This is a genomic window from Phenylobacterium composti DSM 19425 (assembly GCF_059568645.1).
This window is the reverse complement of sequence record NZ_JCANTT010000014.1, coordinates 93,641-118,240: the sequence shown is the minus strand read 5'-3', so window position 1 is coordinate 118,240 and position 24,600 is coordinate 93,641. Positions and strand designations below refer to the sequence as shown.

The 24,600-nt window shown below is 67.0% G+C and carries 37 protein-coding genes and 2 tRNA genes; 2 read left to right on the top strand and 37 right to left on the bottom strand.

The window, feature by feature from the left end:
• Positions 1–53 precede the first annotated feature (53 nt).
• The 36 genes from BO64_RS09265 to BO64_RS09090 all read right to left on the bottom strand — a co-directional run bounded on the left by BO64_RS09265 (position 54) and on the right by BO64_RS09090 (position 21,045).
• On the bottom strand, positions 54–1,295 hold the full coding sequence (locus tag BO64_RS09265) for a TCR/Tet family MFS transporter (RefSeq protein ID WP_496403005.1): 1,242 nt from the start codon (positions 1,293–1,295) through the stop codon (positions 54–56).
• 51 nt (positions 1,296–1,346) lie between these two features.
• On the bottom strand, positions 1,347–1,814 hold the full coding sequence (locus BO64_RS09260; protein WP_496403004.1) for an SRPBCC family protein: 468 nt from the start codon (positions 1,812–1,814) through the stop codon (positions 1,347–1,349).
• Positions 1,811–2,140, bottom strand: a complete 330-nt coding sequence (locus tag BO64_RS09255; RefSeq protein ID WP_496403003.1) for an ArsR/SmtB family transcription factor — start codon at positions 2,138–2,140, stop codon at positions 1,811–1,813. The genes BO64_RS09260 and BO64_RS09255 overlap by 4 nt, the downstream gene beginning before the upstream one ends.
• A complete protein-coding gene (locus BO64_RS09250; RefSeq protein ID WP_496403002.1) occupies positions 2,137–2,589 on the bottom strand; it encodes a VOC family protein in 453 nt (150 codons plus the stop codon). The genes BO64_RS09255 and BO64_RS09250 overlap by 4 nt, the downstream gene beginning before the upstream one ends.
• A gap of 45 nt (positions 2,590–2,634) precedes the next feature.
• Positions 2,635–3,903, bottom strand: coding sequence for an alkaline phosphatase family protein (locus BO64_RS09245; protein ID WP_496403001.1), 1,269 nt, complete (start codon positions 3,901–3,903; stop codon positions 2,635–2,637).
• Positions 3,904–3,996: 93 nt separating this feature from the next.
• Entirely contained in the window at positions 3,997–4,413 is a 417-nt protein-coding gene (rplQ, locus tag BO64_RS09240) for a 50S ribosomal protein L17 (protein ID WP_496403000.1), read from the bottom strand.
• A 179-nt stretch (positions 4,414–4,592) separates the two neighbouring features.
• A complete protein-coding gene (locus BO64_RS09235) occupies positions 4,593–5,609 on the bottom strand; it encodes a DNA-directed RNA polymerase subunit alpha (RefSeq protein WP_496402999.1) in 1,017 nt (338 codons plus the stop codon).
• Between the two features lie 73 nt (positions 5,610–5,682).
• Positions 5,683–6,072, bottom strand: coding sequence for a 30S ribosomal protein S11 (rpsK, locus tag BO64_RS09230; RefSeq protein ID WP_012521811.1), 390 nt, complete (start codon positions 6,070–6,072; stop codon positions 5,683–5,685).
• 15 nt (positions 6,073–6,087) lie between these two features.
• Positions 6,088–6,456, bottom strand: coding sequence for a 30S ribosomal protein S13 (gene rpsM / locus BO64_RS09225; RefSeq protein ID WP_496402998.1), 369 nt, complete (start codon positions 6,454–6,456; stop codon positions 6,088–6,090).
• A gap of 319 nt (positions 6,457–6,775) precedes the next feature.
• A complete protein-coding gene (locus BO64_RS09220) occupies positions 6,776–7,342 on the bottom strand; it encodes an adenylate kinase (protein WP_496402997.1) in 567 nt (188 codons plus the stop codon).
• Positions 7,343–7,393: 51 nt separating this feature from the next.
• Positions 7,394–8,743 (bottom strand): preprotein translocase subunit SecY, encoded by a 1,350-nt coding sequence (gene secY, locus BO64_RS09215; RefSeq protein WP_496402996.1) that lies wholly within the window; start codon positions 8,741–8,743, stop codon positions 7,394–7,396.
• An 80-nt stretch (positions 8,744–8,823) separates the two neighbouring features.
• The gene (rplO, locus tag BO64_RS09210) at positions 8,824–9,312 is read right to left on the bottom strand and encodes a 50S ribosomal protein L15 (protein ID WP_496402995.1); all 489 of its coding nucleotides are present in this window, start codon (positions 9,310–9,312) and stop codon (positions 8,824–8,826) included.
• Positions 9,313–9,444: 132 nt separating this feature from the next.
• The gene (gene rpmD / locus BO64_RS09205; protein WP_496402994.1) at positions 9,445–9,621 is read right to left on the bottom strand and encodes a 50S ribosomal protein L30; all 177 of its coding nucleotides are present in this window, start codon (positions 9,619–9,621) and stop codon (positions 9,445–9,447) included.
• A 4-nt stretch (positions 9,622–9,625) separates the two neighbouring features.
• Complete coding sequence (gene rpsE / locus BO64_RS09200) at positions 9,626–10,213, bottom strand: 30S ribosomal protein S5 (protein WP_496402993.1); 588 nt, start codon at positions 10,211–10,213, stop codon at positions 9,626–9,628.
• A gap of 11 nt (positions 10,214–10,224) precedes the next feature.
• Positions 10,225–10,581: a 50S ribosomal protein L18 gene (rplR, locus tag BO64_RS09195; RefSeq protein WP_496402992.1), complete on the bottom strand. Its 357-nt coding sequence runs from the start codon at positions 10,579–10,581 to the stop codon at positions 10,225–10,227.
• Positions 10,582–10,584: 3 nt separating this feature from the next.
• Complete coding sequence (gene rplF / locus BO64_RS09190; protein ID WP_496402991.1) at positions 10,585–11,118, bottom strand: 50S ribosomal protein L6; 534 nt, start codon at positions 11,116–11,118, stop codon at positions 10,585–10,587.
• Position 11,119: 1 nt separating this feature from the next.
• Entirely contained in the window at positions 11,120–11,515 is a 396-nt protein-coding gene (gene rpsH, locus BO64_RS09185; RefSeq protein ID WP_496402990.1) for a 30S ribosomal protein S8, read from the bottom strand.
• 13 nt (positions 11,516–11,528) lie between these two features.
• The gene (rpsN, locus tag BO64_RS09180) at positions 11,529–11,834 is read right to left on the bottom strand and encodes a 30S ribosomal protein S14 (RefSeq protein ID WP_496402989.1); all 306 of its coding nucleotides are present in this window, start codon (positions 11,832–11,834) and stop codon (positions 11,529–11,531) included.
• Between the two features lie 22 nt (positions 11,835–11,856).
• Complete coding sequence (gene rplE / locus BO64_RS09175) at positions 11,857–12,417, bottom strand: 50S ribosomal protein L5 (RefSeq protein WP_496402988.1); 561 nt, start codon at positions 12,415–12,417, stop codon at positions 11,857–11,859.
• Entirely contained in the window at positions 12,410–12,724 is a 315-nt protein-coding gene (rplX, locus tag BO64_RS09170) for a 50S ribosomal protein L24 (protein WP_496402987.1), read from the bottom strand. Before rplX ends, rplE begins: the two co-directional genes overlap by 8 nt.
• Positions 12,724–13,092 carry a 50S ribosomal protein L14 gene (gene rplN / locus BO64_RS09165; protein ID WP_012521798.1) on the bottom strand — a complete coding sequence of 123 codons (369 nt, stop codon included), beginning with the start codon at positions 13,090–13,092 and terminating at the stop codon, positions 12,724–12,726. The genes rplX and rplN overlap by 1 nt, the downstream gene beginning before the upstream one ends.
• A gap of 12 nt (positions 13,093–13,104) precedes the next feature.
• Entirely contained in the window at positions 13,105–13,353 is a 249-nt protein-coding gene (rpsQ, locus tag BO64_RS09160; RefSeq protein WP_496402986.1) for a 30S ribosomal protein S17, read from the bottom strand.
• A 12-nt stretch (positions 13,354–13,365) separates the two neighbouring features.
• Complete coding sequence (rpmC, locus tag BO64_RS09155) at positions 13,366–13,557, bottom strand: 50S ribosomal protein L29 (protein WP_496402985.1); 192 nt, start codon at positions 13,555–13,557, stop codon at positions 13,366–13,368.
• A complete protein-coding gene (gene rplP / locus BO64_RS09150; protein WP_496402984.1) occupies positions 13,557–13,985 on the bottom strand; it encodes a 50S ribosomal protein L16 in 429 nt (142 codons plus the stop codon). Before rplP ends, rpmC begins: the two co-directional genes overlap by 1 nt.
• A gap of 11 nt (positions 13,986–13,996) precedes the next feature.
• Positions 13,997–14,755 carry a 30S ribosomal protein S3 gene (gene rpsC / locus BO64_RS09145; protein WP_496402983.1) on the bottom strand — a complete coding sequence of 253 codons (759 nt, stop codon included), beginning with the start codon at positions 14,753–14,755 and terminating at the stop codon, positions 13,997–13,999.
• Positions 14,755–15,135, bottom strand: coding sequence for a 50S ribosomal protein L22 (gene rplV / locus BO64_RS09140; protein ID WP_496402982.1), 381 nt, complete (start codon positions 15,133–15,135; stop codon positions 14,755–14,757). Before rplV ends, rpsC begins: the two co-directional genes overlap by 1 nt.
• Before the next feature lies 1 nt (position 15,136).
• The gene (gene rpsS / locus BO64_RS09135; RefSeq protein ID WP_496402981.1) at positions 15,137–15,415 is read right to left on the bottom strand and encodes a 30S ribosomal protein S19; all 279 of its coding nucleotides are present in this window, start codon (positions 15,413–15,415) and stop codon (positions 15,137–15,139) included.
• A 3-nt stretch (positions 15,416–15,418) separates the two neighbouring features.
• A complete protein-coding gene (rplB, locus tag BO64_RS09130) occupies positions 15,419–16,255 on the bottom strand; it encodes a 50S ribosomal protein L2 (RefSeq protein WP_496402980.1) in 837 nt (278 codons plus the stop codon).
• A 4-nt stretch (positions 16,256–16,259) separates the two neighbouring features.
• Positions 16,260–16,562 (bottom strand): 50S ribosomal protein L23, encoded by a 303-nt coding sequence (locus tag BO64_RS09125; protein ID WP_496402979.1) that lies wholly within the window; start codon positions 16,560–16,562, stop codon positions 16,260–16,262.
• Positions 16,562–17,200: a 50S ribosomal protein L4 gene (gene rplD, locus BO64_RS09120; protein WP_496402978.1), complete on the bottom strand. Its 639-nt coding sequence runs from the start codon at positions 17,198–17,200 to the stop codon at positions 16,562–16,564. The genes BO64_RS09125 and rplD overlap by 1 nt, the downstream gene beginning before the upstream one ends.
• The gene (gene rplC / locus BO64_RS09115; RefSeq protein WP_496402977.1) at positions 17,200–17,979 is read right to left on the bottom strand and encodes a 50S ribosomal protein L3; all 780 of its coding nucleotides are present in this window, start codon (positions 17,977–17,979) and stop codon (positions 17,200–17,202) included. The genes rplD and rplC overlap by 1 nt, the downstream gene beginning before the upstream one ends.
• 13 nt (positions 17,980–17,992) lie before the next feature.
• Positions 17,993–18,301, bottom strand: coding sequence for a 30S ribosomal protein S10 (gene rpsJ / locus BO64_RS09110; RefSeq protein WP_012521787.1), 309 nt, complete (start codon positions 18,299–18,301; stop codon positions 17,993–17,995).
• Positions 18,302–18,610: 309 nt separating this feature from the next.
• Positions 18,611–19,447, bottom strand: coding sequence for a GIN domain-containing protein (locus BO64_RS09105; RefSeq protein ID WP_496402976.1), 837 nt, complete (start codon positions 19,445–19,447; stop codon positions 18,611–18,613).
• Positions 19,448–19,596: 149 nt separating this feature from the next.
• Positions 19,597–20,787 (bottom strand): elongation factor Tu, encoded by a 1,191-nt coding sequence (tuf, locus tag BO64_RS09100; protein ID WP_496401745.1) that lies wholly within the window; start codon positions 20,785–20,787, stop codon positions 19,597–19,599.
• A 46-nt stretch (positions 20,788–20,833) separates the two neighbouring features.
• Positions 20,834–20,907, bottom strand: a tRNA-Gly gene (locus BO64_RS09095).
• Between the two features lie 52 nt (positions 20,908–20,959).
• Positions 20,960–21,045: transfer RNA gene (locus BO64_RS09090), tRNA-Tyr, on the bottom strand.
• A gap of 135 nt (positions 21,046–21,180) precedes the next feature.
• Between BO64_RS09090 and rlmB the strand changes: the two genes are divergently transcribed.
• Both rlmB and BO64_RS09080 read left to right on the top strand, forming a co-directional pair.
• Entirely contained in the window at positions 21,181–21,990 is an 810-nt protein-coding gene (gene rlmB, locus BO64_RS09085) for a 23S rRNA (guanosine(2251)-2'-O)-methyltransferase RlmB (RefSeq protein ID WP_496402975.1), read from the top strand.
• Positions 21,991–22,027: 37 nt separating this feature from the next.
• Entirely contained in the window at positions 22,028–22,741 is a 714-nt protein-coding gene (locus BO64_RS09080) for a TerC family protein (RefSeq protein ID WP_496402974.1), read from the top strand.
• Between the two features lie 56 nt (positions 22,742–22,797).
• Here the strand turns inward: BO64_RS09080 and metG are convergent, their stop codons facing one another.
• Positions 22,798–24,504, bottom strand: coding sequence for a methionine--tRNA ligase (gene metG / locus BO64_RS09075; RefSeq protein ID WP_496402973.1), 1,707 nt, complete (start codon positions 24,502–24,504; stop codon positions 22,798–22,800).
• Positions 24,505–24,600: the final 96 nt, after the last annotated feature.

Here is a 24,600-nt window from a genome sequence, read left to right as displayed (position 1 = left end):
ACGGACAACGACCGGAAATCGCCCGAGGTTTCAGGCGCAAAAAAGGCGAAGTTTCAAGCGGGCTGACTCGCGGGGGCGGGCGCCCGAGCCGCCCCGAGGGCGATGAGGAAGGCCGCTCCCAACAGGCCCGCGGCCAGGAAGATCGCCAACCCCGGCATGTTCAGCGCCGGATGCCGCAGGGACCAGGCGAACAGCTCGCCGAAGACGATCGGGCCAAAGATGGCGGCGAGGCCCGTCAGGCTCTGGTTCGCGCCCTGCAACTGGCCCTGCTCGTGCGGCGCCACCCGCCGGGTCATCAGCCCCTGGAGGCCTGGCATCAGGAAGCCGGTCAGGGCGAAGATCGGCACGCCCAGCAGATAGATGGTCCCGGTGGGCGCCAGACCGTACCAGACGAAGCCCGCAGCGCCGCCCAGCGTACCGAGCAGGACGGCGTTGCGCTCGCCGATCCGCTTCACGACCGGCCCCACGAGCGTGCTCTGCACCACAAGGCCCGCAAGGCCGGTGAGCATGAAGGTGAAGCCCATCACGGACGGGGTCCAGCCATAGCGGTGGCCCATGTAGAGGACGAAGATCGTCGGCAGCACCATGTGCGAGAGCTGGAACAGGAAGCCGATGCTGGCGAGGCCCAGGAGCCCCGGCCGCGACCGGAGCAGCTGCAGCGAGCCCACAGGATTGGCGCGGCGCCAGTCGAAGGTCTTGGCGCGCTTTTCCGGCGGCAGGGACTCCGGCAGCACGAAGTATCCGTAGAGCCAGTTCACCAGGGTCAGCGCCCCGGCGGCGTAGAACGGCGCCCGCAGGCCGAAATGGTCGGCCAGCACACCGCCCAGCGCCGGGCCGAAGATGAAGCCGACACTGAACGCCGCCCCCATGAGGCCGAACAGCCGCGCCCGCTTCTCCGGGACGGTCACGTCGGCGAGATAGGCGTTGGCGGCGGAGAAGCTCGCCGCGGTCAGGCCGTTGAGGATGCGGCCCACGAACAGCCACCAGAGGCTGGGCGCGAGGGCCATGAAGAAGAAGTCCACGCCAAGCCCCAGCAGCGAGATCAGCAGCACCGGCCGCCGCCCCCACCGGTCGGACATCAGGCCGAGGATCGGACTGGAGAAGAACTGCATCACGCCCCAGGCGGCGGCGAAGACCAGGTTCCACTCCGAGGCCGAGGCGGTGTCGCCGCCGGCGAACTGCTTGATGAGGTTGGGCAGGATCGGGATCATGATCCCGAACGAGATCGAGTTCATCAGCGCCACGGCGAAGATGAAGCCGAAGCTGGCCTGCCGGCCCCTGGTCCCGATGCCCATGCGCGCTCCCCTCACTCCAAACCCGGCGGATCCATCGCCCGCGCAAAGCTTCTAGTCGATCCAGTCCACCACGGCGCGGAGCTGAACCTGCCACCACTCGCCCAGGCGCATCTGCAGCGCCTGATCCGGAAAACCATGCCGCGCGGCGCTGTCGGCCGGCACCCGCGTGAAGCCGCGATGCTCGACGCTGACCCGGGTCTCGTCACCGACCGGCTCGAACGCCACCTCGACCTCGGTGACGAGGTCGGGCGGAAAGCTGGCCTGGCGCCAGGAAAACACCAGCCGGCGGGGGGGCTCCCACACCAGGACTCGGCCGATCTCAAACACCTTGCCGTCAGCCAGGGTCTCGGTCAGGCGTCCGCCCTCCCCGCGCTCGAAGGCCAGCCGCCCCGGCGGGCGCGGCGTGGTCTGGAAGAGGCTGTTCGGCCGCCACCAGTCGCCGATCTCGTCCACGAAGGCGGCGAAAGCCCGTTCGGGCGAGGCCTTCACCCGCAGCGCCACGAAGACCCTGGAGGTCATGCCTCTTGCTCGACGTGAGCTTTGAAGGCCGCCAGCTGAGCGCTCCAGAGCCGCTCACTCTCCTCCAGCCAGCGCAGCAGATGGACCATTGGCTCGGGCCTCAAGGCGTAGATGCGTACGCGGGCGTCGAACTCGGGATGCGATTCCTCCACGAGGCCGCCGGCGCGCAGGGCCTTCAGATGGCGGCTCATGGCCGGCGGCGAAAGCCCCAGTTCACGGGCCAGTTCCCCCGCCGGCCGCGGTCGGTCGGCCAGTAGTTCCACCACCCGCCGACGGTTCGGATCGGCCAGGGCCGCTATGGTGCGGTCGATGGCCTCCCGGCTCACAGCCAGCCTTCGATCTTCAACCCGCTGGCCGCCTCAGCCTCTTCTCGGCTGACCGCACGCACCGTCTGGCCGACCGTCCAGAAGTGGCCCTCCGGATCGCGGCAGCGATAGGTGCGGTCGCCATAGAACTGATCGGCCGGCTCCATGAGGATCTCGAAGCCTGCGGCGCGGGCCCGCTCGCAATGGGCGTCGATGTCCTCGGTCACATGGATGTGGACCGACTGGGTGTTCTGCCCGTCGATCGAGGCCGGACTGCGATGGAGGTCGGTCCACTCCGAGCCGATCATGATCAGGCTGTCGCCGCAGCGCATCTCGGAATGCGCGAGGCGCCCCTCGTCATCCTCGATCAGCATGACCACCTCAAAGCCGAAGGCGGCCTCCAGGAACTTCAGCGCCGCCTTGGGGTCGCGGTAGCACAGCGCCGACGTCAGCGAAGCTCTTTGAGCCATTGGACCATCCTTCCATCCAACGGCAATATTTCACGCATAACGCAATTATCTCGTCAAGACGGATCCGAGTTCGTCCAGGTCGCCGGCATGGGGCGCGGCCGGCACATCCAGCAGCCGGGCGAGCAACGGATAGATGTCCACATTGTCGAAGTCCGGCGCCCAGGCGCCCTTCCGGAACGCCGGGCCGTGGCCGACGAACACCGCCGTCATGTCCGGATGCGCCGGATCGTAGCCATGGGCGCCGTTCTCCGGCTTGCCCGTGGCCACCCAGTCCCGGGTGGTGATGCTCCAGCCTGTCTGCGGCAGGCAGAAGATCGGCGCGACCCGGGGGTTGGACCCATATTGGAAGCGGGCGGGAAACTCGCCCCTGCGCCAGCATTCCATGTGCGGATGGGGCTTCAACAGCGCCCGCTCGGCCTCCACCTCCCGGCCGGGCGCCGGATAGAAGGTCATCAGGGCCCCCATGGCCAGGGCCTGGCCGACATCCTGGGGCAGCAGGTCCTCAAGATAGATCCGACGGTCGGGCGAGGTAGCCGCCATGCCGTGATCGGAGACGACCACCAGGTTGGCGGCAAGGCCTCTCGCCCTCAGTCCTTCGACCAGCGCCCCGAGCGCCCGGTCCACCTCGCCAAGGGCGGCCTCCACCTCCGGCGAGCTGGGACCATAGTAGTGGCCGGCCGTATCCACATGGTGGAAGTAGAGCGCGATGATGCCGGGCCGCTCGCCCTCCGGCAGGTCCAGCCAGCCCAGGACCCGAGAGATCCGCTCGGCGTTGGGCATCTCCTCGTTGTAAGGCAGCCAGTAGGTGGGGCGCACGCCGCGCACAGCCGCCTCGGAGCCGGGCCAGAAGAGGACCGCGCTGCGCACCCCAGCCCGCTCGGCCGTCACCCAGATGGGCTCGCCCTGGTCCCACCAGCGCGCGTCGAGCACCGCGGCCTTGTTGGACAGCTTGAAGGTCACGCCGGGGATCGCCGGGTCGAGCATGTTGTTCTCGACGATCCCGTGCTGGTCCGGCCGCAGGCCGGTCACCAGAGTGTAATGGTTGGGGAAGGTCTTGGACGGAAACGAAGGCCGCATGGCCGCCCGGGCGCCATCCTGCGCCAAAGCGGAGAGCGCCGGGGTGACCCCTCGCTCCAGATAGTCCGCCCGGAAGCCGTCAATGGAGACGAGGATCACCGGCGCGCGCGCCTCGGCCTGCGCCTGGGCCTGCGCCTGGGCCTGAACCGGCGAAGGCGCCGGCGGCGGGCCCTCGGCGGGCATAGCGGCGCAGGCGGCGAGGAACAACAGGACGGCAAGCAACGGAATCACACGCATGCCTGCTCCTAAGCCGCGCCTGTGACCTCCGCGCAAACGAAAAGCCCCGGACCGCGGGGTCCGGGGCTTTCCTGGTCGTTATGTCGCCGGGACTTAGGCTTCGGCGAAGGCGTTTTCAGCCACCGGGCCCGAGTCCTTGCCCTTTTCCGCCGGATCGCGGTCGACGAACTCGATCACCGCCATCGGCGCGTTGTCGCCATAGCGGAAGCCGGCCTTCAGGATGCGGATGTAGCCGCCGTTGCGGTCCTTGTAGCGCGGTCCGAGGACCGAGAAGAGCTTGCCGACTTGCTCGACGTCGCGGACGTGGCTGATGGCCTGACGGCGGGCGTGCAGGTCGCCGCGCTTGGCGAGCGTCACCAGCTTCTCGACAAAGGGACGCAGTTCCTTCGCCTTCGGCAGGGTGGTCACGATCTGCTCGTGCTTGATCAGGCTGGCCGACATGTTGGCGAACATGGCGGTGCGGTGGGCGGTCGTACGACCCAGTTTGCGGTGGGCTTTGCCGTGACGCATTTCAATATCTCCTGGGCTCTGCGGCCCGCCGACGCCTCCGATGGTCTGGACGCGTCTTGCCTAACCAAATCCCAGCCTTGCTCCCGCCTGGGTCAACGCGAAGCGCCGGGGCCCTCCACCGCTGTTGCGGCTTCGTCGAGCCCGGACCGCCGGAAGCGGCCCGGAGCGGCGCGGTAGGATTACATCTGGTCTTCGAACTTCTTCGCCAGCTCTTCGATGTTCTCCGGCGGCCAGTTCGGCACATCCATGCCGAGGTGGAGGCCCATGCCGGCGAGCACTTCCTTGATCTCGTTGAGAGACTTCCGGCCGAAGTTCGGCGTGCGCAGCATCTCGGCTTCCGTCTTCTGGATCAGGTCGCCGATGTAGACGATGTTGTCGTTCTTCAGGCAGTTGGCCGAACGGACCGACAGCTCCAGCTCGTCGACCTTCTTCAGCAGCGCCGGGTTAAACGGCAGCTCCGGCTTGGCCTCGCCCTCGACCTTCTTCTTCGGCTCTTCGAAGGTGATGAAGATCTGCAGCTGGTCCTGGAGGATGCGCGCGGCGTAGGCCACGGCGTCGACCGGGGTGACCGCCCCGTTCGTCTCCACTTCCATGATCAGCTTGTCGTAGTCGAGCGACTGGCCCTGACGGGTGGGCTCGACGCGATAGGCGACGCGCTTGACCGGCGAGAACAGGCTGTCGACGGCGATCAGGCCGATCGGCGCGTCTTCAGGACGGTTCATTTCAGCCGGGACATAGCCCTTGCCGGTCTGAACGGTGAACTCCATGCGCACCGAAGCGCCCTCGTCGAGGGTGCAGAGCACATGGTCGCCGTTCAGGATCTCGATGTCGGCCGGAGCCTCAATCTGGCTGGCGGTCACCGCACCGGGGCCGGTGGCGCGCAGCGTCATGCGCTTCGGGCCTTCCGAGTGCATCCGCAGCGCCAGCTGCTTGATGTTCAGGACGATGTCGACGACGTCTTCACGGACGCCTTCCAGCGACGAGAACTCGTGGACCACGCCGTCGATCTGGACGGCGGTCACCGCAGCGCCTTGCAGCGACGACAGCAGCACGCGGCGGAGGCTGTTGCCCAGCGTCACGCCGAAACCGCGCTCGAGCGGTTCGGCGACCAGACGCGCCTTGCGGCTGGCGTCGGCGCCGGTCTCGATCTGCGGCTTCTCGGGACGGATGAGCTCGTTCCAGTTTCTTTCGATCACAGGGTGTCCCTCGGAACGCAGGATCGCCGGCCGCGAACGCGGTCCGGCGCCTTGAATTGCAGTACGATGTTACTCAGACCCGGCGACGCTTCGGCGGACGGCAGCCGTTGTGCGGGATCGGGGTCACATCGCGGATGGTGGTGATCGTCATGCCGACGGCCTGCAGGGCCCGCAGGGCCGACTCACGACCCGAACCGGGGCCGGAGACGTTCACTTCGAGGGTGCGGACGCCGTGTTCGGCAGCCTTGCGGCCCGCGTCCTCGGCGGCCATCTGGGCGGCGTAGGGGGTCGACTTACGCGACCCCTTGAAGCCCATGAGCCCGGCGCTGGACCAGGAGATGGTGTTCCCCTGGGCGTCGGTGATGGTCACCATCGTGTTGTTGAACGAGGCGTTCACGTGAGCGACGCCCGACGTGATGTTCTTGCGCTCGCGGCGTTTGACGCGCGCCGGTTCCTTGGCCATCGGAGCTAAACTCTCTTACTTCTTCTTGCCGGCGATCGGCTTGGCCGGGCCCTTGCGGGTCCGGGCGTTGGTGTGCGTGCGCTGACCACGGACCGGCAGGCCCTTACGGTGACGCAGGCCGCGGTAGCAGGCCAGGTCCATCAGGCGCTTGATGTTGACCGCGGTCTCGCGACGCAGGTCGCCTTCGACGAGGTAGTCGCGGTCGATCGTCTCACGAATCTGCAGAACTTCCTGGTCGGTCAGTTCGTTGACGCGACGGGCGTCATCGATGCCGACCTTCGTGACGATCTCGCGGGCCTTCGCCGCGCCGATGCCATGGATGTACTGCAGCGCGATGATCACGCGCTTGTTGGTGGGAATGTTGACGCCAGCGATACGGGCCACGTGGGAAGATCTCCTGATCACGCAAGAGAAGCGCAAACGGCGCCCCGGCCCCTCACTGCCATAGGCATAGGCCGGCGCGTCCTTCGCGCTCTTTCGCGGAAGCGCTTCGTTATAGGGATCGGCACGCTTCCGTCAATGGCGGAAACGTCCAAAGGTGAACGATTTCCTGCGCGCGCAAGGGAAAACCCCCTCCCCGCGCCGGCAGCGTTCGTTGCTGGGGAACTTGCCCGCAGATGGTTAAGGAAAGCATGAGGCCCGCAGGCTGGCAACGTGGCCAGGCCTGCGGCGAAAGCGGCCGTCGGGATGCAGCGGCCGAGAATCACGCCTTGGCCAGGGCCGCGTCGATGGCGGCGGCGACGTCCTGGATCGAGCCCATGCCATCCACTTCCACGAGCTTGCCCTGCCCTTCGTAGTACGGCAGCAGCGGCGCGGTCTGGCGGTTGTAGGCGTCCAGGCGGACCTTGAAGCTTTCCGGATTGTCGTCGGGACGACCCGATTCCGCGAATCGGCCGGCGATCCGCTGGGTCAGCACTTCGTCATCGACCTTCAGGCGGATGACCAGGTCGATCTTGCGGCCGCGGCCCTTCAGCATGGCGTCCAGCGCCTCGGCCTGGGCCAGGGTGCGCGGGAAGCCGTCGAAGATCGCACCGCCGGCGGCCTCGGCCTCCGGCAGGCGGCTTTCGATCAGCTCGATGACGATTTCGTCCGACACCAGTTCGCCGCGCTGCATAATGCCCTCGACGCGCTTGCCGAGCTCCGAGCCCGACGCGATCGCCGCGCGCAGCATGTCCCCGGTGGAGAGCTGCACCATGTTGCGCTCGTCCACCAGGCGCTTGGCCTGGGTGCCCTTGCCCGCCGCCGGCGGTCCGAACAGGATCAGGTTCATCGGCTGCCTCCCAGCCGGCGCGCGGTCGCGCCGGCCGCTCTCCCCGTTTAGTTAGCGCTGACGTCCGCCGCGCAGTTTCGACTTCTTGATCAGCCCCTCGTACTGGTGCGCCAGCAGGTGGGACTGGATCTGCGCCACGGTGTCCATGGTGACGCTGACCACGATCAGCAGGCTCGTGCCGCCCATGTAGAACTGCACGTTGTAGAAGCCGATCAGGGCCTCGGGCAGCAGGCAGACGAGGGCGATGTAGGCCGCCCCGATCACGGTCAGACGGGTCAGCACATAATCCAGGTACTCGGCCGTCCGCTTGCCGGGCCGGATGCCGGGCAGGAAGCCACCGTACTTGCGCAGGTTCTCCGCCGTGTCGTCCGGATTGAAGACGATCGAGGTGTAGAAGAAGCAGAAGAAGACGATCAGCAGGCCATACAGGATCATGAACAGCGGCCGGCCGTGTTGCAGCTGGCCGGTCAGGCCCGGCAGCCACTGCATGTACTCGGGCAGGTTCGCATTGGCCGCGAAGCCCATGACCGTCGTCGGCAGCAGCAGCAGCGATGAGGCGAAAATCGGCGGGATGACGCCCGCGGTGTTGATCTTCAGCGGCAGAAACGAGGTGTCGCCGCCGAACATGCGGTTGCCCATCTGGCGCTTCGGATACTGCACCAGCAGGCGGCGCTGCGACCGCTCCATGAAGACGATGCCGACCGTCACACCGACCACCAGCACGGCGATGAGCAGCAGCGCGCCGCCGCTCATAGCGCCCGTGCGGGCCATTTCGAAGGCCTGGACGACGTAGCGCGGAAGCACCGCGACGATACCGGCGAAGATGATCAGGCTGATGCCGTTGCCCACCCCGCGGCTGGTGATCTGCTCGCCCAGCCACATGAGGAACATGGTGCCGCCGGTCAGGGTGACGACCGTCGAGATCACGAAGAACAGACCCGGGTTCTCGACCAGGCCGGGGCTCTGCGACAGGCCCATGGCGATCCCGAACGACTGGAACAGCGCCAGGACCACGGTGAGATAACGGGTGTACTGGTTCAGCTGCTTGCGGCCGGCCTCGCCGCCTTCCTTACGCAGCTTCTCCCACGGCGGATACACGCTGCCGAGGAGCTGAACGATGATCGAAGCCGAGATGTACGGCATCACGTTCAGGGCGAAGAGCGCCATCCGTTCGACGGCGCCGCCCGAGAACATGTTGAACATGCCCAGGATGCCCTGGGCTTGGCCCTGGAACGCCTGCTGCAGGGCGGCCGCATCGATGCCGGGGATCGGGATGTAGCACCCCGCCCGGTAGACGATCATCGCCAGAAGCGTGAACCAGATGCGCTTGTGAAGTTCCGTGGCCTTGGCGAAGGCCTGGAAGTTCATGTTCGCTGCGAGCTGTTCGGCGGCCGAAGCCATTCAGCAAATCCCCTGACTCGTGTGCCGATCACATAGGACGCGCCGGCCTCGGAAGCGAGGCCGGCGTCATCCAATTCGGATCAGGCTTCCGCCGAAGCGGGGGCTTCCGCCTTGGTCGTGGTCAGCTTGCCGCCGGCCTTTTCGACCGCGGCGCGGGCCGAGGCGGTGGCCGCATAGACGTTCAGGTCAAGCTTCGACTTCAGCTCGCCCTTGCCCAGCAGCTTCACGCCGTCCTTCACGCGGCGGATCACGCCGGCCTTCAGGAGGGCTTCGGCGTCGATGGTGGCCTTGGCGTCGAGCTTGCCGGCGGCGATCGCCTGCTCGATCCGCCACAGGTTCACCTCGGCGAATTCCTTGCGGTTCAGGCTGTTAAAGCCGCGCTTGGGCATGCGCATGTGCAGCGGCATCTGGCCGCCTTCGAAGCCGGCGATCGAGACGCCGGTCCGGGACTTCTGGCCCTTCACGCCGCGGCCGGCGGTCTTACCCTTGCCCGAGCCCGGGCCGCGGCCGACGCGCATGCGATTCTTGGTGGAGCCTTCGCGCGGAGCGAGTTCGTTCAGCTTGGTCATGTGGCCTCTCCTTGGAGATCTGTCGCCGGGGCCGTGCCCCGACTCGGCGATGATTGGGTTGGCGTAGAAACGCCGACGGGCGAGGCTCGCGCCCCGCCCTCAACGTCCGTGCCTATGGCACGAAACCGGTAGCTATTCCACCACCTCGACGAGGTGGGCCACCTTGGCCACCATGCCGCGGACGGCGGGGGTGTCTTCCAGGGTGGAGACGCGGCCGACGCGGTTCAGGCCAAGGCCGATCAGCGTCGCGCGCTGATCCTTGGTCCGGCGGATCGGGCTGCCGGTCTGACGAACGGTGATCTTGGCCATGTGCTTAACCTTCCGCATCCGCGGCGGGCTGGGCCGCCGAGGCGCCATCGGCGCGACGGCCGATCACGTCGGAGACCTTCTTGCCGCGCTTGGCGGCGACCTGACGGGGCGAGGACTGGGCCTTCAGCGCCTCGAAGGTCGCGCGCACCATGTTGTAGGGGTTGGACGAGCCGACCGACTTGCCGACGACGTCCTGGACGCCCAGGGTTTCGAGCACCGCGCGCATCGGACCGCCGGCGATGACGCCGGTGCCGGGAGGCGCCGCGCGGACCATCACCTTGCCAGCGCCCCAACGGCCCGCGCCGTCGTGGTGCAGGGTGCGGCTCTCGCGGAGCGGCACGCGGATCATCGACTTCTTGGCTTCCTCGGTCGCCTTGCGGATAGCTTCCGGCACTTCACGCGCCTTGCCATGACCGAAGCCCACGCGGCCCTTCTGGTCGCCCACCACCATCAGGGCGGCGAACGAGAACCGGCGGCCGCCCTTCACGGTGGCCGCGACGCGGTTGATGTGGACCAGCTTCTCGACGAGTTCGCTGTCGCGCTCTTCTTCGCGATTGCGACGGTCGCCGCGCTGTTCGTCTCTGCGAGCCATGCGATCGTTCCTCAGAAATTCAGGCCGGCTTCGCGCGCGGCGTCAGCCAGGGCCTTGACCCGGCCATGGTACAGGTAGCCGCCACGGTCGAAGACGACGTCCTTGACGCCCTTTTCGATCGCACGTTGGGCCACGAGAGCGCCGACGCGAGCGGCGGCCTCCTTGTCCGAGCCCTTTTCCTTCTTCTCGCCTTCCAGCGAGGAAGCGGCCGCGACGGTCACGCCGCGCTCATCATCGATGATCTGGGCGTAGATGTTCTTCGACGAGCGGAAGACCGACAGGCGCGGACGGCCGTTCGCCACCTTGCGCAGGCGGGTGCGGACGCGCTGGGCGCGACGCTTGGTGGAATCGCGGGGAGAGAGCGCCATGGCTTACTTCTTCTTGCCTTCCTTGCGCCGGACCTTCTCGCCGGCATAGCGCACGCCCTTGCCCTTGTAGGGTTCCGGCGGACGGATGCGGCGGATCCGGGCGGCGGTTTCGCCGACCAGCTGCTTGTCGATGCCCGAGATCTTGATCTCGGTCTGCTTGGGCGTGGCGAAGGTGATGCCCGCCGGCGGCGGGATGTCCACGTCGTGGCTGAAGCCGAGCTGCATCGAGAGGGCCTGGCCCTTCATCGCGGCCCGGTAGCCGACGCCCACCAGCTCGAGGGTTTCCTCGTAGCCCTGGGTCACGCCGACGACCATGTTGTTCACCAGGGTGCGCGAGAGGCCCCACATCGCTTGAGCGCGGGTGGTGTCCTGGCGCTTCGAAAGCACCAGTTCGGCGCCTTCCTGGCGGACTTCGATCTCTTCGGCCACGGTCCAGGCGAGCTGACCCTTCGGGCCCTTCACCGTCACCGTCTGGCCGTCGATGGTCACCGTCACCCCAGCGGGGACAGGGACCGCCTTCTTACCGATACGAGACATATTAGTAGACCCGGCAGAGCACTTCGCCGCCAACATTGGCCTCGCGGGCCGCGTTGTCGGACATGACACCCTTGGGCGTCGACAGGATCGAGATCCCGAGGCCGTTCTTCACCGGCTTCAGGTCCTTGATCGACGAATAGACGCGGCGGCCAGGCTTCGAGACGCGGCTGATTTCGGCGATGACCGGCTGGCCATCGAAGTACTTCAGCTCGACTTCGAATTCCGGGAAGGCGCCCGGGCGTTCCACCAACTGGTAGCCGCGGATGTAGCCTTCCTCGGTCAGCACGTCGAGGACGCGAGCGCGCATCTTCGACGCCGGCGTCGTCAGCTTGGACCGGCCGCGCGCGGCGGCGTTCTTGATGCGGGCGATCAGATCGCCGATGGGGTCGTTGACCATCTGAAAGACCCTCCTACCAGCTCGACTTGACGAGGCCGGGGATCAGGCCGAGGGAGCCGAGCTCCCGCAGCGAGACGCGGCTCATCTTCAGCTTGCGGTAATAGGCGCGCGGACGGCCCGTCACCTCACAGCGGTTGCGGATGCGGACCGGAGCCGAGTTGCGCGGCAGTTCGGCAAGCTTCAGCCGGGCTTCGAAACGTTCTTCGAGCGGGAGGCTCTCGTCGTTCGCAATGTCCTTCAGCGCCTGGCGCTTGGCGGCGTATTGCTTGACGAGCTTCTTGACCCGTTCGTTGCGGTTGACGGCGCTCTTCTTGGCCATGGTGTGCTTTCCTTCCCGCCGCTTATTGCTTGACGAACGGGAACTGGAATTCCTTGAGAAGCTCGCGAGCTTCGTCGTCGGTCTTCGCAGTCGTGGTGACGATGATGTCCATGCCCCAGATCTGGTCGATCTGGTCGTAGTTGATCTCCGGGAACACGATGTGTTCCTTCAGACCCATGGCGTAGTTGCCGCGGCCGTCGAAGGACGTGGGCTTCAGGCCCCGGAAGTCCTTCACGCGCGGCAGCGCGATGGTGATCAGCCGGTCAAGGAACTCGTACATCCGGTCCTTGCGCAGGGTGACTTTGCAGCCCACCGTCATCCCTTCGCGCAGCTTGAAGCCGGCGATCGAGTTGCGGGCCTTGGTCGGCACGGGCTTCTGACCGGCGATCTTCGCCAGGTCGGCCATAGCCGATTGGATCTTCTTGGAGTCGGCGACGGCTTCGCCAACACCCATGTTGATCACAATCTTCTCCAGCTTCGGGATTTGCATCTCGTTGCTGTAGCCGAACCGGTCCTTGAGCGCCTTGCGGATGCGCTCGCGGTACTCGGTCTTCAGCCGCGGTTCGTAAGCTTGATCAGCCATTGATCACCTCGCCGGTCGTCTTGGCGAACCGCACCTTCTTGTCGCCTTCCATGCGGAAGCCGACGCGGGTCGGCTTGCCGTTGGAGTCGACCAGAGCCACGTTCGACAGGTGGATCGGCGCTTCCTTGTTCTTGATCCCGCCCTGGGGATCGAGCTGCGAGGGGCGCGTATGCCGCTGGACGATGTTGATGCCCTCGACCAGGACGCGTTGCTCCTTCGGGAACACCTTGGTGACGGCGCCCTGACGGCCCTTGTCCTTGCCGGTGAGGACCACGACGCGGTCCCCCTTCTTGATCTTCGCGGCCATTACAGCACCTCAGGCGCGAGCGAGATGATCTTCATGTGGTTCTTCGCACGCAGTTCGCGGGGAACCGGCCCAAAGATCCGCGTGCCGATCGGCTCGGATTGCTTGTTGACGATCACGGCCGCGTTCTTGTCGAAGCGGATCACCGAGCCGTCCTTGCGCTTGATGCCCTGGCTGGTGCGCACGACGATCGCCTGCAGCACGTCGCCCTTCTTCACGCGACCGCGCGGAATGGCTTCCTTCACGGAGACGACGATCTTGTCGCCAACGCCGGCGTAGCGGCGCTTGGCGCCGCCGAGCACCTTGATGCACATGACCCGGCGGGCGCCGGAATTGTCGGCGACGTCCAGGTTAGTTTGCATCTGGATCATAGGTCTCGATCCTTAGGCTTGGGCCGCGCCGCCCTTAGGCAGCACTTCCCAGGTTTTGAGCTTCGACTTGGGCGCGCATTCGATGATGCGGGCGACCTCGCCGACCTTGTACGTGTTGCCCTCATCGTGGGCGTGGTACTTCTTCGACCGGCGGACCGGCTTCTTCAGCACCGGGTGCAGGAAGGTCCGTTCGACCTTCACCACGACGGTCTTGTCGCCCTTGTCGGAGACGACAACGCCTTCGAGGATTCGCTTCGGCATGTCCTAGTCTCCTCAGGCCTTGGCCTTGGCGCGCAGAACGGTCTGAATGCGCGCAATGTCCTTGCGCACTTCGTTCACGCGGTGGGTCTTCTCAAGCTGGCCGGTGGCCTGCTGGAAGCGCAGGTTGAACTGCTCCTTCTTCAGCGCCACGAGCTGCTCGTTCAGCTGGTCGGCCGTGAGGCCGCGAACTTCGTCGATCTTCATCACGCGTGCTCCACGGCGGCGTCGATGCGGGTGACGATGCGGGTCTTCACCGGAAGCTTCGCCGCGCCGAGGCGCAGGGCTTCACGGGCGACTTCGTCCGGCACGCCGTCGATTTCGAACATGATGCGGCCAGGGTGGACGCGGGCGGCCCAGTACTCGACCGAACCCTTGCCCGAACCCATCCGGACTTCCGCCGGCTTGCCGGTCACCGGCACGTCGGGGAACACCCGAATCCACACCCGGCCCTGACGCTTCATCTGGCGGGTGATCGCGCGGCGGGCCGCTTCGATCTGACGCGCGGTGATGCGCTCGGGCTCCAGCGACTTCAGGCCGTACGAGCCGAAGTTCAGCGTGAACCCGCCCTTGGCCGTGCCGTGGATGCGGCCCTTGAACTGCTTACGGTACTTGGTCTTCTTCGGAGACAGCATGGTTCAGGTCCTTAGGCGTTCGCCGACTCGCGGCGCTCGCGACGGGGGCCGCGCTCCGGACGATCGCCACGCTCACGGCCGCCGCCCTCGCCCGCCGGGCCGCTTTCGCCAGCCAGGCGCTTGTCGAGAGCCATCGGGTCGTGCTCGAGCACTTCGCCCTTGAACACCCACACCTTCACGCCGATGACGCCATAGGTGGTCTTGGCTTCGGTGAAGCCGTAGTCCACGTCGGCGCGCAGGGTGTGCAGCGGCACGCGGCCTTCGCGGTACCACTCCATGCGGGCGATTTCGGCGCCGCCGAGGCGGCCCGAGACGTTGATCCGGACGCCCTTGGCGCCCAGACGCATCGCCGACTGCATCGAACGCTTCATGGCGCGGCGGAAGGCCACGCGGCGCTCGAGCTGCTGGGCGATGTTTTCAGCGATCAGCTGAGCGTCGGTTTCCGGCTTGCGGATCTCGACGATGTTCAGATGAACCTCGCCGTCCGTCATCGCCGCGATGTCCTTGCGCAGCTTCTCGATGTCCGCGCCCTTCTTGCCGATGATCACGCCGGGGCGCGCGGCATAGATGGTGATGCGGCACTTCTTGTGCGGACGCTCGATGACGATCCGCGACACGCCGGCCTGATACAGGCGCTTCTTCAGCGCACGACGGACCTTGAGGTCTTCGTGCAGCAGGCGGCCGTACTCGGGGCCGTCGGCGAACCAGCGGCTGTCCCAGGTGCGGTTGATGCCGAGGCGCAGCCCGACCGGATTGATCTTCTGACCCATTAGGCGGCCTCACCTTGCTCGCGGACCACGATGGTGATCTCGCTGAACGGCTTCTCGATGCGCGAGGCGCGACCGCGCGCACGGGCGTGGAAGCGCTTCATGACCAGGTTCTTGCCCACGAAGGCCTCGGCCACGACCAGGTTGTCGATGTCGAGGTTGTGGTTGTTTTCGGCGTTCGAGATGGCCGAGTAGAGCGCCTTGCGCACATCCTTGGCGATGCGCTTCGGGCTGAACTCCAGCTCGTTGAGGGCGCGCTGAACCTTCAGGCCACGGATCGACTGGGCCACCAGGTTGAGCTTGCGCGGGCTGGTGCGGAGGGTCCGCACCTTGGCCATCGCCTCGGAGCCGGCAAGACGGCGGGCTTTAGCTTGCTTGGCCATCTTACTTCCTCTTCGCCTTCTTGTCGGCGGCGTGGCCGGGGAAGAAGCGGGTCGGCGCGAATTCGCCGAGCTTCATGCCGACCATGTCTTCCGAGATCAGCACCGGCACGTGCTTGTGACCGTTGTGCACGCCGAACGTCAGGCCCACGAACTGGGGCATGATGGTCGAGCGGCGCGACCAAGTCTTGATCACGTCCTTCCGGCCCGAGGCTTGAGCAGCCTCGGCCTTCTTGAGCAGGTACCCGTCGACGAACGGGCCTTTCCAGACGGAGCGGGTCATCGGTTAGCGAGCCTTCCGAGCGTGGCGCGAGCGGATGATGAACTTGTCCGTCGCCTTGTTCTTGCGGGTCTTGCGGCCCTTCGTGGGTTGGCCCCACGGGGTGACCGGGTGACGGCCGCCCGAGGTGCGGCCTTCACCGCCGCCGTGCGGGTGGTCGATCGGGTTCATGGCGACGCCGCGGACGTGCGGACGACGGCCCTTGTGACGCGAGCGGCCGGCCTTGCCGAGGCTCTCGTTCATGTGGTCCGGGTTCGACACGGCGCCAACGGTGGCCATGCAGCTGTCCTGCACCATCCGCAGCTCGCCCGAGTTCAGGCGGATCTGGGCATAGCCGCCGTCGCGGCCGACCAGCTGGGCGTAGGCGCCGGCCGAGCGGGCGATCTGCCCGCCCTTCAGCGGCTTCAGCTCGACGTTATGGATGATGGTGCCGATAGGCATGCCACGCAGCGGCATGGCGTTGCCCGGCTTCACGTCGGCCTTTTCCGAGGCGATGACGGTGTCGCCGGCCTTCAGGCGCTGCGGCGCCAGGATGTAGGCCAGTTCACCGTCCTCGTACTTCACCAGGGCGATGAAGGCCGAACGGTTCGGGTCATACTCCAGGCGCTCGACCGTGGCGGGCACGTCGAACTTGCGGCGCTTGAAGTCGATGACGCGGTACAGGCGCTTGGCGCCGCCGCCGCGAAAGCGGACGGCGATGCGGCCGTTGCCGCCGCGGCCGCCCGACTTCGTCAGGCCTTGGACCAGCGACTTCTCCGGACGGCCCTTGTGGAGCTCGGACTTGTCCACCAGCACCAGCTGGCGGCGACCCGGCGACGTCGGATTGAACTGCTTCAGAGCCATCGGATCAGAGCCCCGTGGTGATGTCGATCGACTGGCCTTCGGCCAGCGTCACGATCGCTTTCTTGACGTCGGAACGACGGCCGACGAGGCCGCGGAAGCGCTTGGTCTTGCCCTTCACGTTGAGGGTGTTGACCTTGGTCACATTGACCTTGAACAGCGCCTCGACCGCAGCGGCGATCTCGTCCTTCGTCGCATCGCCGGCGACGCGGAAGACGACCTTGTTCTGCTCGGAGAGCACGGTGGCCTTCTCGGTGATGACCGGCGACAGGATGGTGTCGTAATGGCGGGCGGTGGGCTCGACGGCCATCACGCGGCCTCCTCAGGCTGGAAGCGCGCCTGGATCGCTTCGACCGCGTCCTTGGTGAGGACGAGGGTGCGGCGACGCAGCACGTCGTAGACGTTCAGGCCGGCGTTCGGCAGCACGTCCACGTTCGGGATGTTGCGGGCGGCGAGCTTCAGGTTGTTGTCGACCTGGGCGCCGGCGATCACCAGCGCGTTGGTCACGCCGATCTTGCCAAGCTGCTCGCGCAGCACGGCGGTCTTGGGCTCAGGCAGAGCAGCCGAGTCCAGGACGATCAGCGAGCCTTCCTTGGCCTTCGACGACAGCGCGTGGCGCAGGGCCAGGGCGCGGACCTTCTTCGGTAGGTCGAAGGCATGGCTGCGGACCACGGGACCGTGGGCCTTGGCGCCGCCGACGAACTGGGCCGCCCGGCGCGAGCCGTGACGGGCGCCGCCGGTGCCCTTCTGCTTGTACATCTTCTTCCCGGTCCGCGAGACTTCGTTCCGGACCTGGATCTTGTGGGTCCCGGCGCGGCGCTTGGCCAGCTGCCAGGTGACGACGCGCTGCAGGATATCGCCGCGGATCTCTTCGATGCCGAAGATGTCGTCGGCCAGCTCGATCGAGCCGCCCTTCCCGCCGTCCAGTTTGATGACGTCGAGCTTCATTACGCTTGATCCCCAGCTTCAGTCGCCTCGGCGGCCGGCGCTTCGGTCACGGCTTCGGCCGGCGCAGCTTCCTCGGCGGCGGCTTCGACCGGAGTCGGAGCGCCAGCGGCGCGGAACGCACCCGGCTTCGGCGCGTCGGCCGGCAGCGGGCTCTTCACCGCGTCGCGGATCTTCACGAACGAGCCCTCCGAGCCAGGGACAGCGCCCTTGACCAGGATAAGGCCGCGCTCGGCGTCCACGCGCCAGACGGTGAGGTTGAGGGTGGTGACGGTTTCCTGGCCGTAGTGACCGGCCATCTTCTTGCCCGGGAAGGTACGGCCCGGATCCTGACGGTTACCGGTCGAACCGTGCGAACGGTGCGACACGGACACGCCGTGGGTGGCGCGCAGGCCGCCGAAGTTCCAGCGCTTCATGGCGCCAGCGAAACCCTTACCGACCGTCGTGCCGGTGACGTCGACCTTCTGACCCGGAACGAAGTGGTCGGCGGTGATCTCCGCGCCCACGTCGATCAGGTTGTCTTCGGACACCCGGAACTCGGCCAGCTTGGCCTTCGGCTCCACCCGGCCCTTCGCGAAGTGACCGCGCAGACCCTTGGTGGTGTTCTTCGCCTTCTTGGCGCCCGCGCCGAGCTGCAGGGCGACATAGCCGTCCTTGTCAGCGGTGCGGTGAGCGACGACCTGGCAGCCTTCGAGGCTGAGGACCGTCACGGGCACATGGGCGCCCGCTTCATCGAAGAAGCGCGCCATACCCAGCTTCTTGGCGATCACGCCGGTACGCATCGGACCGATCCCCTTAGAGCTTGATCTCGACGTCCACGCCGGCGGACAGGTCGAGCTTCATGAGCGCGTCCACGGTCTGCGGGGTGGGGTCGACGATGTCGAGCACGCGCTTGTGCGTGCGGATTTCGAATTGCTCGCGCGACTTCTTGTCGATGTGCGGCGAGCGGTTGACGGTGAACTTCTCAATGCGCGTCGGCAGCGGAATCGGGCCGCGCACGGTGGCGCCGGTCCGCTTCGCAGTGTTCACGATCTCGCGGGTGGAATGATCCAGCACGCGGTGATCGAAGGCTTTGAGCCGAATGCGGATGTTCTGACGATCCATATCGCTCTTACATTTCCCTACAGACGGCGGCCCGCCCGCGTGATCTCGACCATTTCAAAGACCAGCCCGAACCCTCGTAAGAGAGCCCGTACGCGAAAGTCCGCACAAACGACTTAGGCCCACGCGAAACCCCGCGAGGGCCTTCTCCCGAAACGCTTAGATTAAAGCACTCTCAGGTCGTTCCGCGGACCGCGTCTGCGCTTCAAATCGCTTCGAAGCACACAGCCGGTCCAACAGGAGGCGGGTAGATACCCATACGACTCGCCTGCGTCAAGGGTCGCCGGGCGGTTCCGGCGCCGCCTTTTACACTCAGGCTCCGCCGACCGTCACGCCGCCCGAGCCCATCACCGTCTTCGCGACCTCGCCCCTCACCTCCTGGACGCGGACGTCGCCTGAGCCGGCGATGCGGGCCTTCAGGCGCTCGGCCACGCCCCGGAAGTTCACATCGCCCGAGCCGGCGATGGAGACGCTCATGGCGCTGGCGCGGCCGCCGGCCACGTTGACGTCGCCTGAGCCGGCCACGCTCACGTTCAGGGGGCCCTGCACCGAGCGGACGGCCACCGAGCCCGACCCGGCGATGGAGACCTCGAGCCCGTGCCGGACATCGGCCATGGCCACATCCCCCGAACCGGCGACCCGGACCTCGGCCGAGCCTGCGGAACCCGCGCGCGTGTCCCCTGAGCCGGCCTGACGCAGGCGCAGCTGGCCCTCCACATTGGCCACGGTCCATTCGCCGCAGCCGGCGTTGGAGAGGGTCAGGCTCGCCGAGCGGCCCACCGAGCCGAACACCGCCCCACCCGCCTCAACCTTGGCGTCTCGTGGCGTGCGGATCACCACCTGGGGCATGTCACGCCAGCCGACGGAGCCGACCCCGCGGACCTCGACCGCGCGGCCCTCGCCCTTGCCCCGGCAGCTGCGGATCTTGCGGTCCAGGTCGCCGTCCACGATCACTCGGTCGCCCCGGGACCGCACCTCGAGCGGCAGGCGGGCGTTGGGATGGATGATCTCGACCTTGATGTCGCGACGGTTCTCCGGGATCACCGTGACCCGAGCCACCGCATCCTTCACCTCCACCGAAGCGGCGCTTGCGGCGCCGGCGGCGGACAGGGCGGCCGTGGCCGCCAGCAGAGCGATCGTAAGGCGCATCGCCGTCTCCCCAAGTTCTATTGCGGGCAGGCTAGTGCGGCGCGCGCCAGGGGACAGCTTAATTCGAGGTCATGACCCCGATGTAAGAGAAAAGGCCGCCGGGGGTGTCCCGACGGCCTCTTCGAGGTGTTCAGCGCTGTGGCGCGATCTTACTTGATGATCTTGGCCACGACGCCAGCGCCGACGGTCCGGCCACCTTCGCGAATGGCGAAGCGCAGGCCCTGGTCCATGGCGATCGGCGTGATCAGCTCAACGTTCAGCTCGGCGTTGTCGCCGGGCATGACCATCTCCACGCCTTCCTTCAGCTTGATGATCCCCGTCACGTCCGTCGTCCGGAAGTAGAACTGCGGACGGTAGTTCGTGAAGAACGGGGTGTGACGGCCGCCTTCTTCCTTCGTCAGGATGTAGGCCTCAGCCACAAACTCCGTGTGCGGGGTGATCGAGCCCGGCTTGCACAGCACCTGGCCACGCTCGACTTCTTCCCGCTTCGTGCCGCGCAGCAGCACGCCCACGTTGTCGCCCGCCTGACCTTGGTCCAGCAGCTTGCGGAACATTTCCACGCCCGTGCAGGTCGTCTTCTGCACCGGACGAATGCCGACGATCTCAACTTCGTCGCCAACCTTCACGATGCCCTTCTCGATCCGGCCCGTCACCACGGTGCCCCGGCCCGAGATCGAGAACACGTCTTCCACCGGCATCAGGAACGGCTGGTCCACCGGACGCTCAGGCTGCGGGATGTAGCTGTCCACCGCAGCCATCAGCTCCAGGATCTTCTGCTCGCCGATCTCCGGATCACGGCCTTCAACCGCCGCCAGGGCCGAGCCCTTCACCACCGGAATGTCATCGCCCGGGAACTGGTACGAGCTCAGCAGCTCGCGGACTTCCATTTCCACCAGGTCCAGCAGCTCGGCGTCGTCGACCATGTCGACCTTGTTCATGAACACCACCAGCGCCGGAACGCCAACCTGACGGGCCAGCAGGATGTGCTCACGCGTCTGCGGCATCGGACCGTCAGCCGCCGAAACCACCAGGATCGCGCCGTCCATCTGCGCCGCGCCCGTGATCATGTTCTTCACGTAGTCGGCGTGCCCAGGGCAGTCCACGTGCGCGTAGTGACGGCTCTCCGTCTCATATTCCACGTGCGCCGTGTTGATCGTGATCCCGCGCGCCTTCTCTTCCGGCGCCGCGTCAATCTCGTCGTACTTCCTCGCCGTCGCGCCGCCCGTCTTCGCCAGCGTCATCGTGATCGCCGCCGTCAGCGTCGTCTTGCCGTGGTCAACGTGGCCGATCGTGCCGATGTTGCAGTGCGGCTTCGTGCGTTCAAACTTCTCTTTGGCCATGGGGGTCCTGCCGGCTTCTCTTCAAAATCTAGGGTTCCAAAGGAGCTGGAGCGGGTAGCGGGAATCGAACCCGCATCCTCAGCTTGGAAGGCTGCTGCACTACCATTGTGCTATACCCGCCAAAACCGGTGCGGGGCCGCCGCAACTCCTCACTTCAGTTCACTCCGGCGCGTGGTGGGGGAAGTAGGACTCGAACCTACGAAGGCTGACGCCAGCGGATTTACAGTCCGCCCCCTTTGCCGCTCGGGACATTCCCCCAGCGCGCTTGGAGCCTCTTTGGAGACCTCGGAAATAAGGCTTCCGCTTCAGGACGCGAGGGGCCTATGAGCGCCGACACACAGTCCGAAAAAGCGGCGTCCCGTCCGGGGGCCCCAATTTGGAGCGCGTCTTATAGTGGCCTCGCATCCCGAACGCAACGACGCCCGTCAGGGGAAAAAATTCCGGCCCAAAACCGGGCCCCGAAAGCCGCCCCACAAGGGGAGAGAAGCCCCCTCTGACGAGTGGATCTGGGGGTGGCACGCGGTGGAGGCGGCCCTGGCGAATCGGGCTCGCGGCGCCCCGCTGCGCCTCCTCGCGACCCCCGAAAAGGCCCGTCAGCTCGAGGCGCGATTCGGCCGGCTGCCGGTCCTTGAGTCGGTCGACAATCAGGCCCTGGCTCAGATTCTGCCCCAGGGCGCGGTGCATCAGGGCGTGGCCCTCCGGCCCGCCCCGTTGCCCGACCTCGGCCTCGACGACCTCGAAGCCGCGCCGGGCGCGGTGGTGCTCATGCTGGACCAGGTCACCGACCCGCAGAACGTCGGGGCGATTCTCCGTTCGGCCGCCGCCTTCGGCGCCGCCGGCATGATTCTGCAGGACCGCCACGCCCCGAAACTGACCGGCGCCCTCGCCAAGGCGGCCGCCGGCGCCGTGGAACGCACACCCATCGTCCGGGTGGTGAACCTCTCCCGCGCCCTGGACCAGCTGGCCGACGCCGGCTGGCGCACCGTGGGCCTGGCCGGCTCGGGCGAACGGACCCTGGCCGAGGCCCTGGACGGGGCCCCGACCGTGCTCGTGCTGGGCTCGGAGGGCGAGGGCCTGCGTCGCCTGGTGGCCGAGCACTGCGACGAGGTGGCCCGGATCCCCATGCCGGGCGGCTTCGAAAGCCTGAACGTCTCCAACGCCGCGGCGATCGCCCTGTACGAAGCAGCCCGTCTGCGCGGCTGAGGTTGCAGGCCGCGCGTCCGTAAAGCATTGAGGCCGAATGATCGAAGAGCTGTTCAGCCCCGGCGGCATCTCCGCCCTCCTCCAGGTCCTCATGATCGACCTGGTCCTCGCCGGCGACAACGCCGTGGCCGTGGGCCTCGCGGCCGGGGGACTGCGGCCGGAGCTCAGGCGCCGGGCGATCTTCTGGGGCCTGGTGGCCGCGGTCGCCATCCGCATCGGCTTCGCCCTGATCACGGCCGAGCTCCTGGGCATCGTCGGCCTGCTGCTGGCGGGCGGCATCCTGCTGCTGTGGGTCTGCTGGAAGATGTGGCGCGAGCTGCGCGACCAGGCGGTCCACGAGGAGGCCGCTGCGCAGGCGGCGATGGACTCGGACCCGAGCACCGAGCCCAAGGTCCAGCCTAAGACCTTCGGCCAGGCGCTGATCCAGATTCTCGTCGCCGACGTCTCCATGTCGCTGGACAACGTCCTGGCGGTCGCCGGCGCGGCCCGGGAGCACCCGACCATCCTGGTCTTCGGCCTCCTGGTCTCGATCGCCCTCATGGGCGTGGCGGCCCACGGCATCGCCCGGCTGCTGCACCGCTTCCGGTGGATCGGCTACGTCGGCCTGCTGATCGTGCTCTACGTGGCCCTGCACATGATGTGGGAGGGCGCGCACGACGTGATCCTGCGCACCGGCAACGCCGAGGCGTTCAACGCCGTCGTCCCGACCTTCATGGAAGCCCATCCCAAGACGCCGGCGCCTGCGCATTAGCGCCTCGCGCCCCCGCTCGGGGGCGCGGCGTCAGGCTATCCAGCGCGCCGTGAAGTTCAGCCCTCGGCGCCGCCGAAACGTTCGGCCCACTCGGCCACCTGGGGGTCCTCGACCTTGGCGAAGAGCACCGGCGGAGCCGCAATCCTGGAGCCTTCCTTGAGGCGCGAGAGTTCGGCCTTGCCATCGGCCGACGGCCAGTCCGTGGGCGCGCCCTCGAAGGCGGCCAGGATCTTCTCGGCCGCGAACGGGATGAAGGGCCGGGAGATGCGGCCGAACAGGGCCGCCAGGTTCAGGCCCGTGCGCACCACCACCGCCGCCCGCTCGGGATCGGTCTTGATCGCCGTCCAGGGGGCGGCCTCGGTGAGATAGGCGTTGCCCGCCACCCACAGCTCGCGCACGTCCTGGGCGGCCCGGCGGATCGAAATGGCCTCCAGCGAACTCGTCAGCGAGGCCAGCCCCTGGCCGATCTCGGCATAGAGCTTCTCTTCCAGCGGGCCTGGCTCGCCGCCGCTGGGCGTCACGCCGTCGAAGCGGCTCTCGGCGAACTTGCAGATGCGGTTCACGAAGTTGCCGAGCACGTTGGCCAGGTCGCTGTTCACCGTGTTCTGGAAGTGCTCCCAGGTGAACGGGCTGTCGGCGCTCTCGGGCGCGTTGGCCGTCAGGTACCAACGCCAGTAGTCGGCGGGGAGCAGCTCCAGGGCCGCGTCCATGAACACGCCGCGCTTCTGGCTCGTGGAGAACTTGCCGCCGTACCAGTTCAGCCAGTTGAGGCTCTTCAGCAGGTCGACGGTTTTCCACGGCTCCTCCGAGCCGAGGATCGTCGCGGGGAAGCTCACCGTGTGGAAGGCGACATTGTCCTTGCCCATGAACTGGACGTAGCGGACGTCGTCGGCGCCCTTGTCGGTGCGCCACCAGCGCTCCCAGTCCGCGCCCGTCGCCTCGGCCCATTCCACAGTGGCCCCGATGTATTCGATAGGGGCGTCGAACCAGACGTAGAAGACCTTGTCCTCGAAGCCCGGCCGCGGGAAGCCGCCCTTGGTCACCGGGATGCCCCAGGCGAGGTCACGGGTGATGCCGCGGTCGATCAGGCCCTCGTCCAGGTGCTTGTAGGCGATGGAGCGGGTGAGCGCCGGGAACTCGGTCTTGCTGTCCACCCAGGCGCGGATCCGCCCCTCCAGCTTGGACTGCAGGAGATAGAGGTGGCGCGTCTCGCGCACCTCGAGGTTCCGGGAGCCGGAGACCGCCGAATAGGGATCCTTCAGGTCCAGGGGGTCGAGCAGCCGGCCGCAGTTGTCGCACTGGTCGCCCCGCGCCTTGGGATAGTCGCAGTGCGGGCAGGTCCCCTCGACGTAGCGATCGGGCAGGAAGCGTTTGTCGTCGAGCGAATAGATCATCCGATCCGTCCGCTCCTCGATCAGGCCCTTCTCCTCCAGCACCTCGCAGAAGTGCTGGGTCAGCCGGTGGTTCGGCGGGTTCGACGAGCGGCCGAACCAGTCCCACGACAGGCCGAAGCGGGCCCCGATGTCCTTCTGCAGCTGGTGCTGCTCGTCGCAGTAGGCGCGCACGTCCTGGCCGGCGGCGGCGGCGGCCAGCTCGGCCGGCGTGCCGTGCTCGTCGGTGGCGCAGACGTAGAGCACCTCGTGCCCCTCGGCCCGCTTGAAGCGCGCGAAGACGTCGGCCGGCAGCATGGAGCCCGCGAGGTTCCCCAGGTGCTTGATGCCATTGATGTAGGGCAGCGCCGAGGTGATCAGGATGCGGGACATGGCTTCCGGGAGGTGGATGGGCAGGAACGGGGGCTTATAGGACCGCTCAGGTGGTTCGCCAAAGAGGGCCGCGCAAGAAAGGCTCGCCAACCGCCG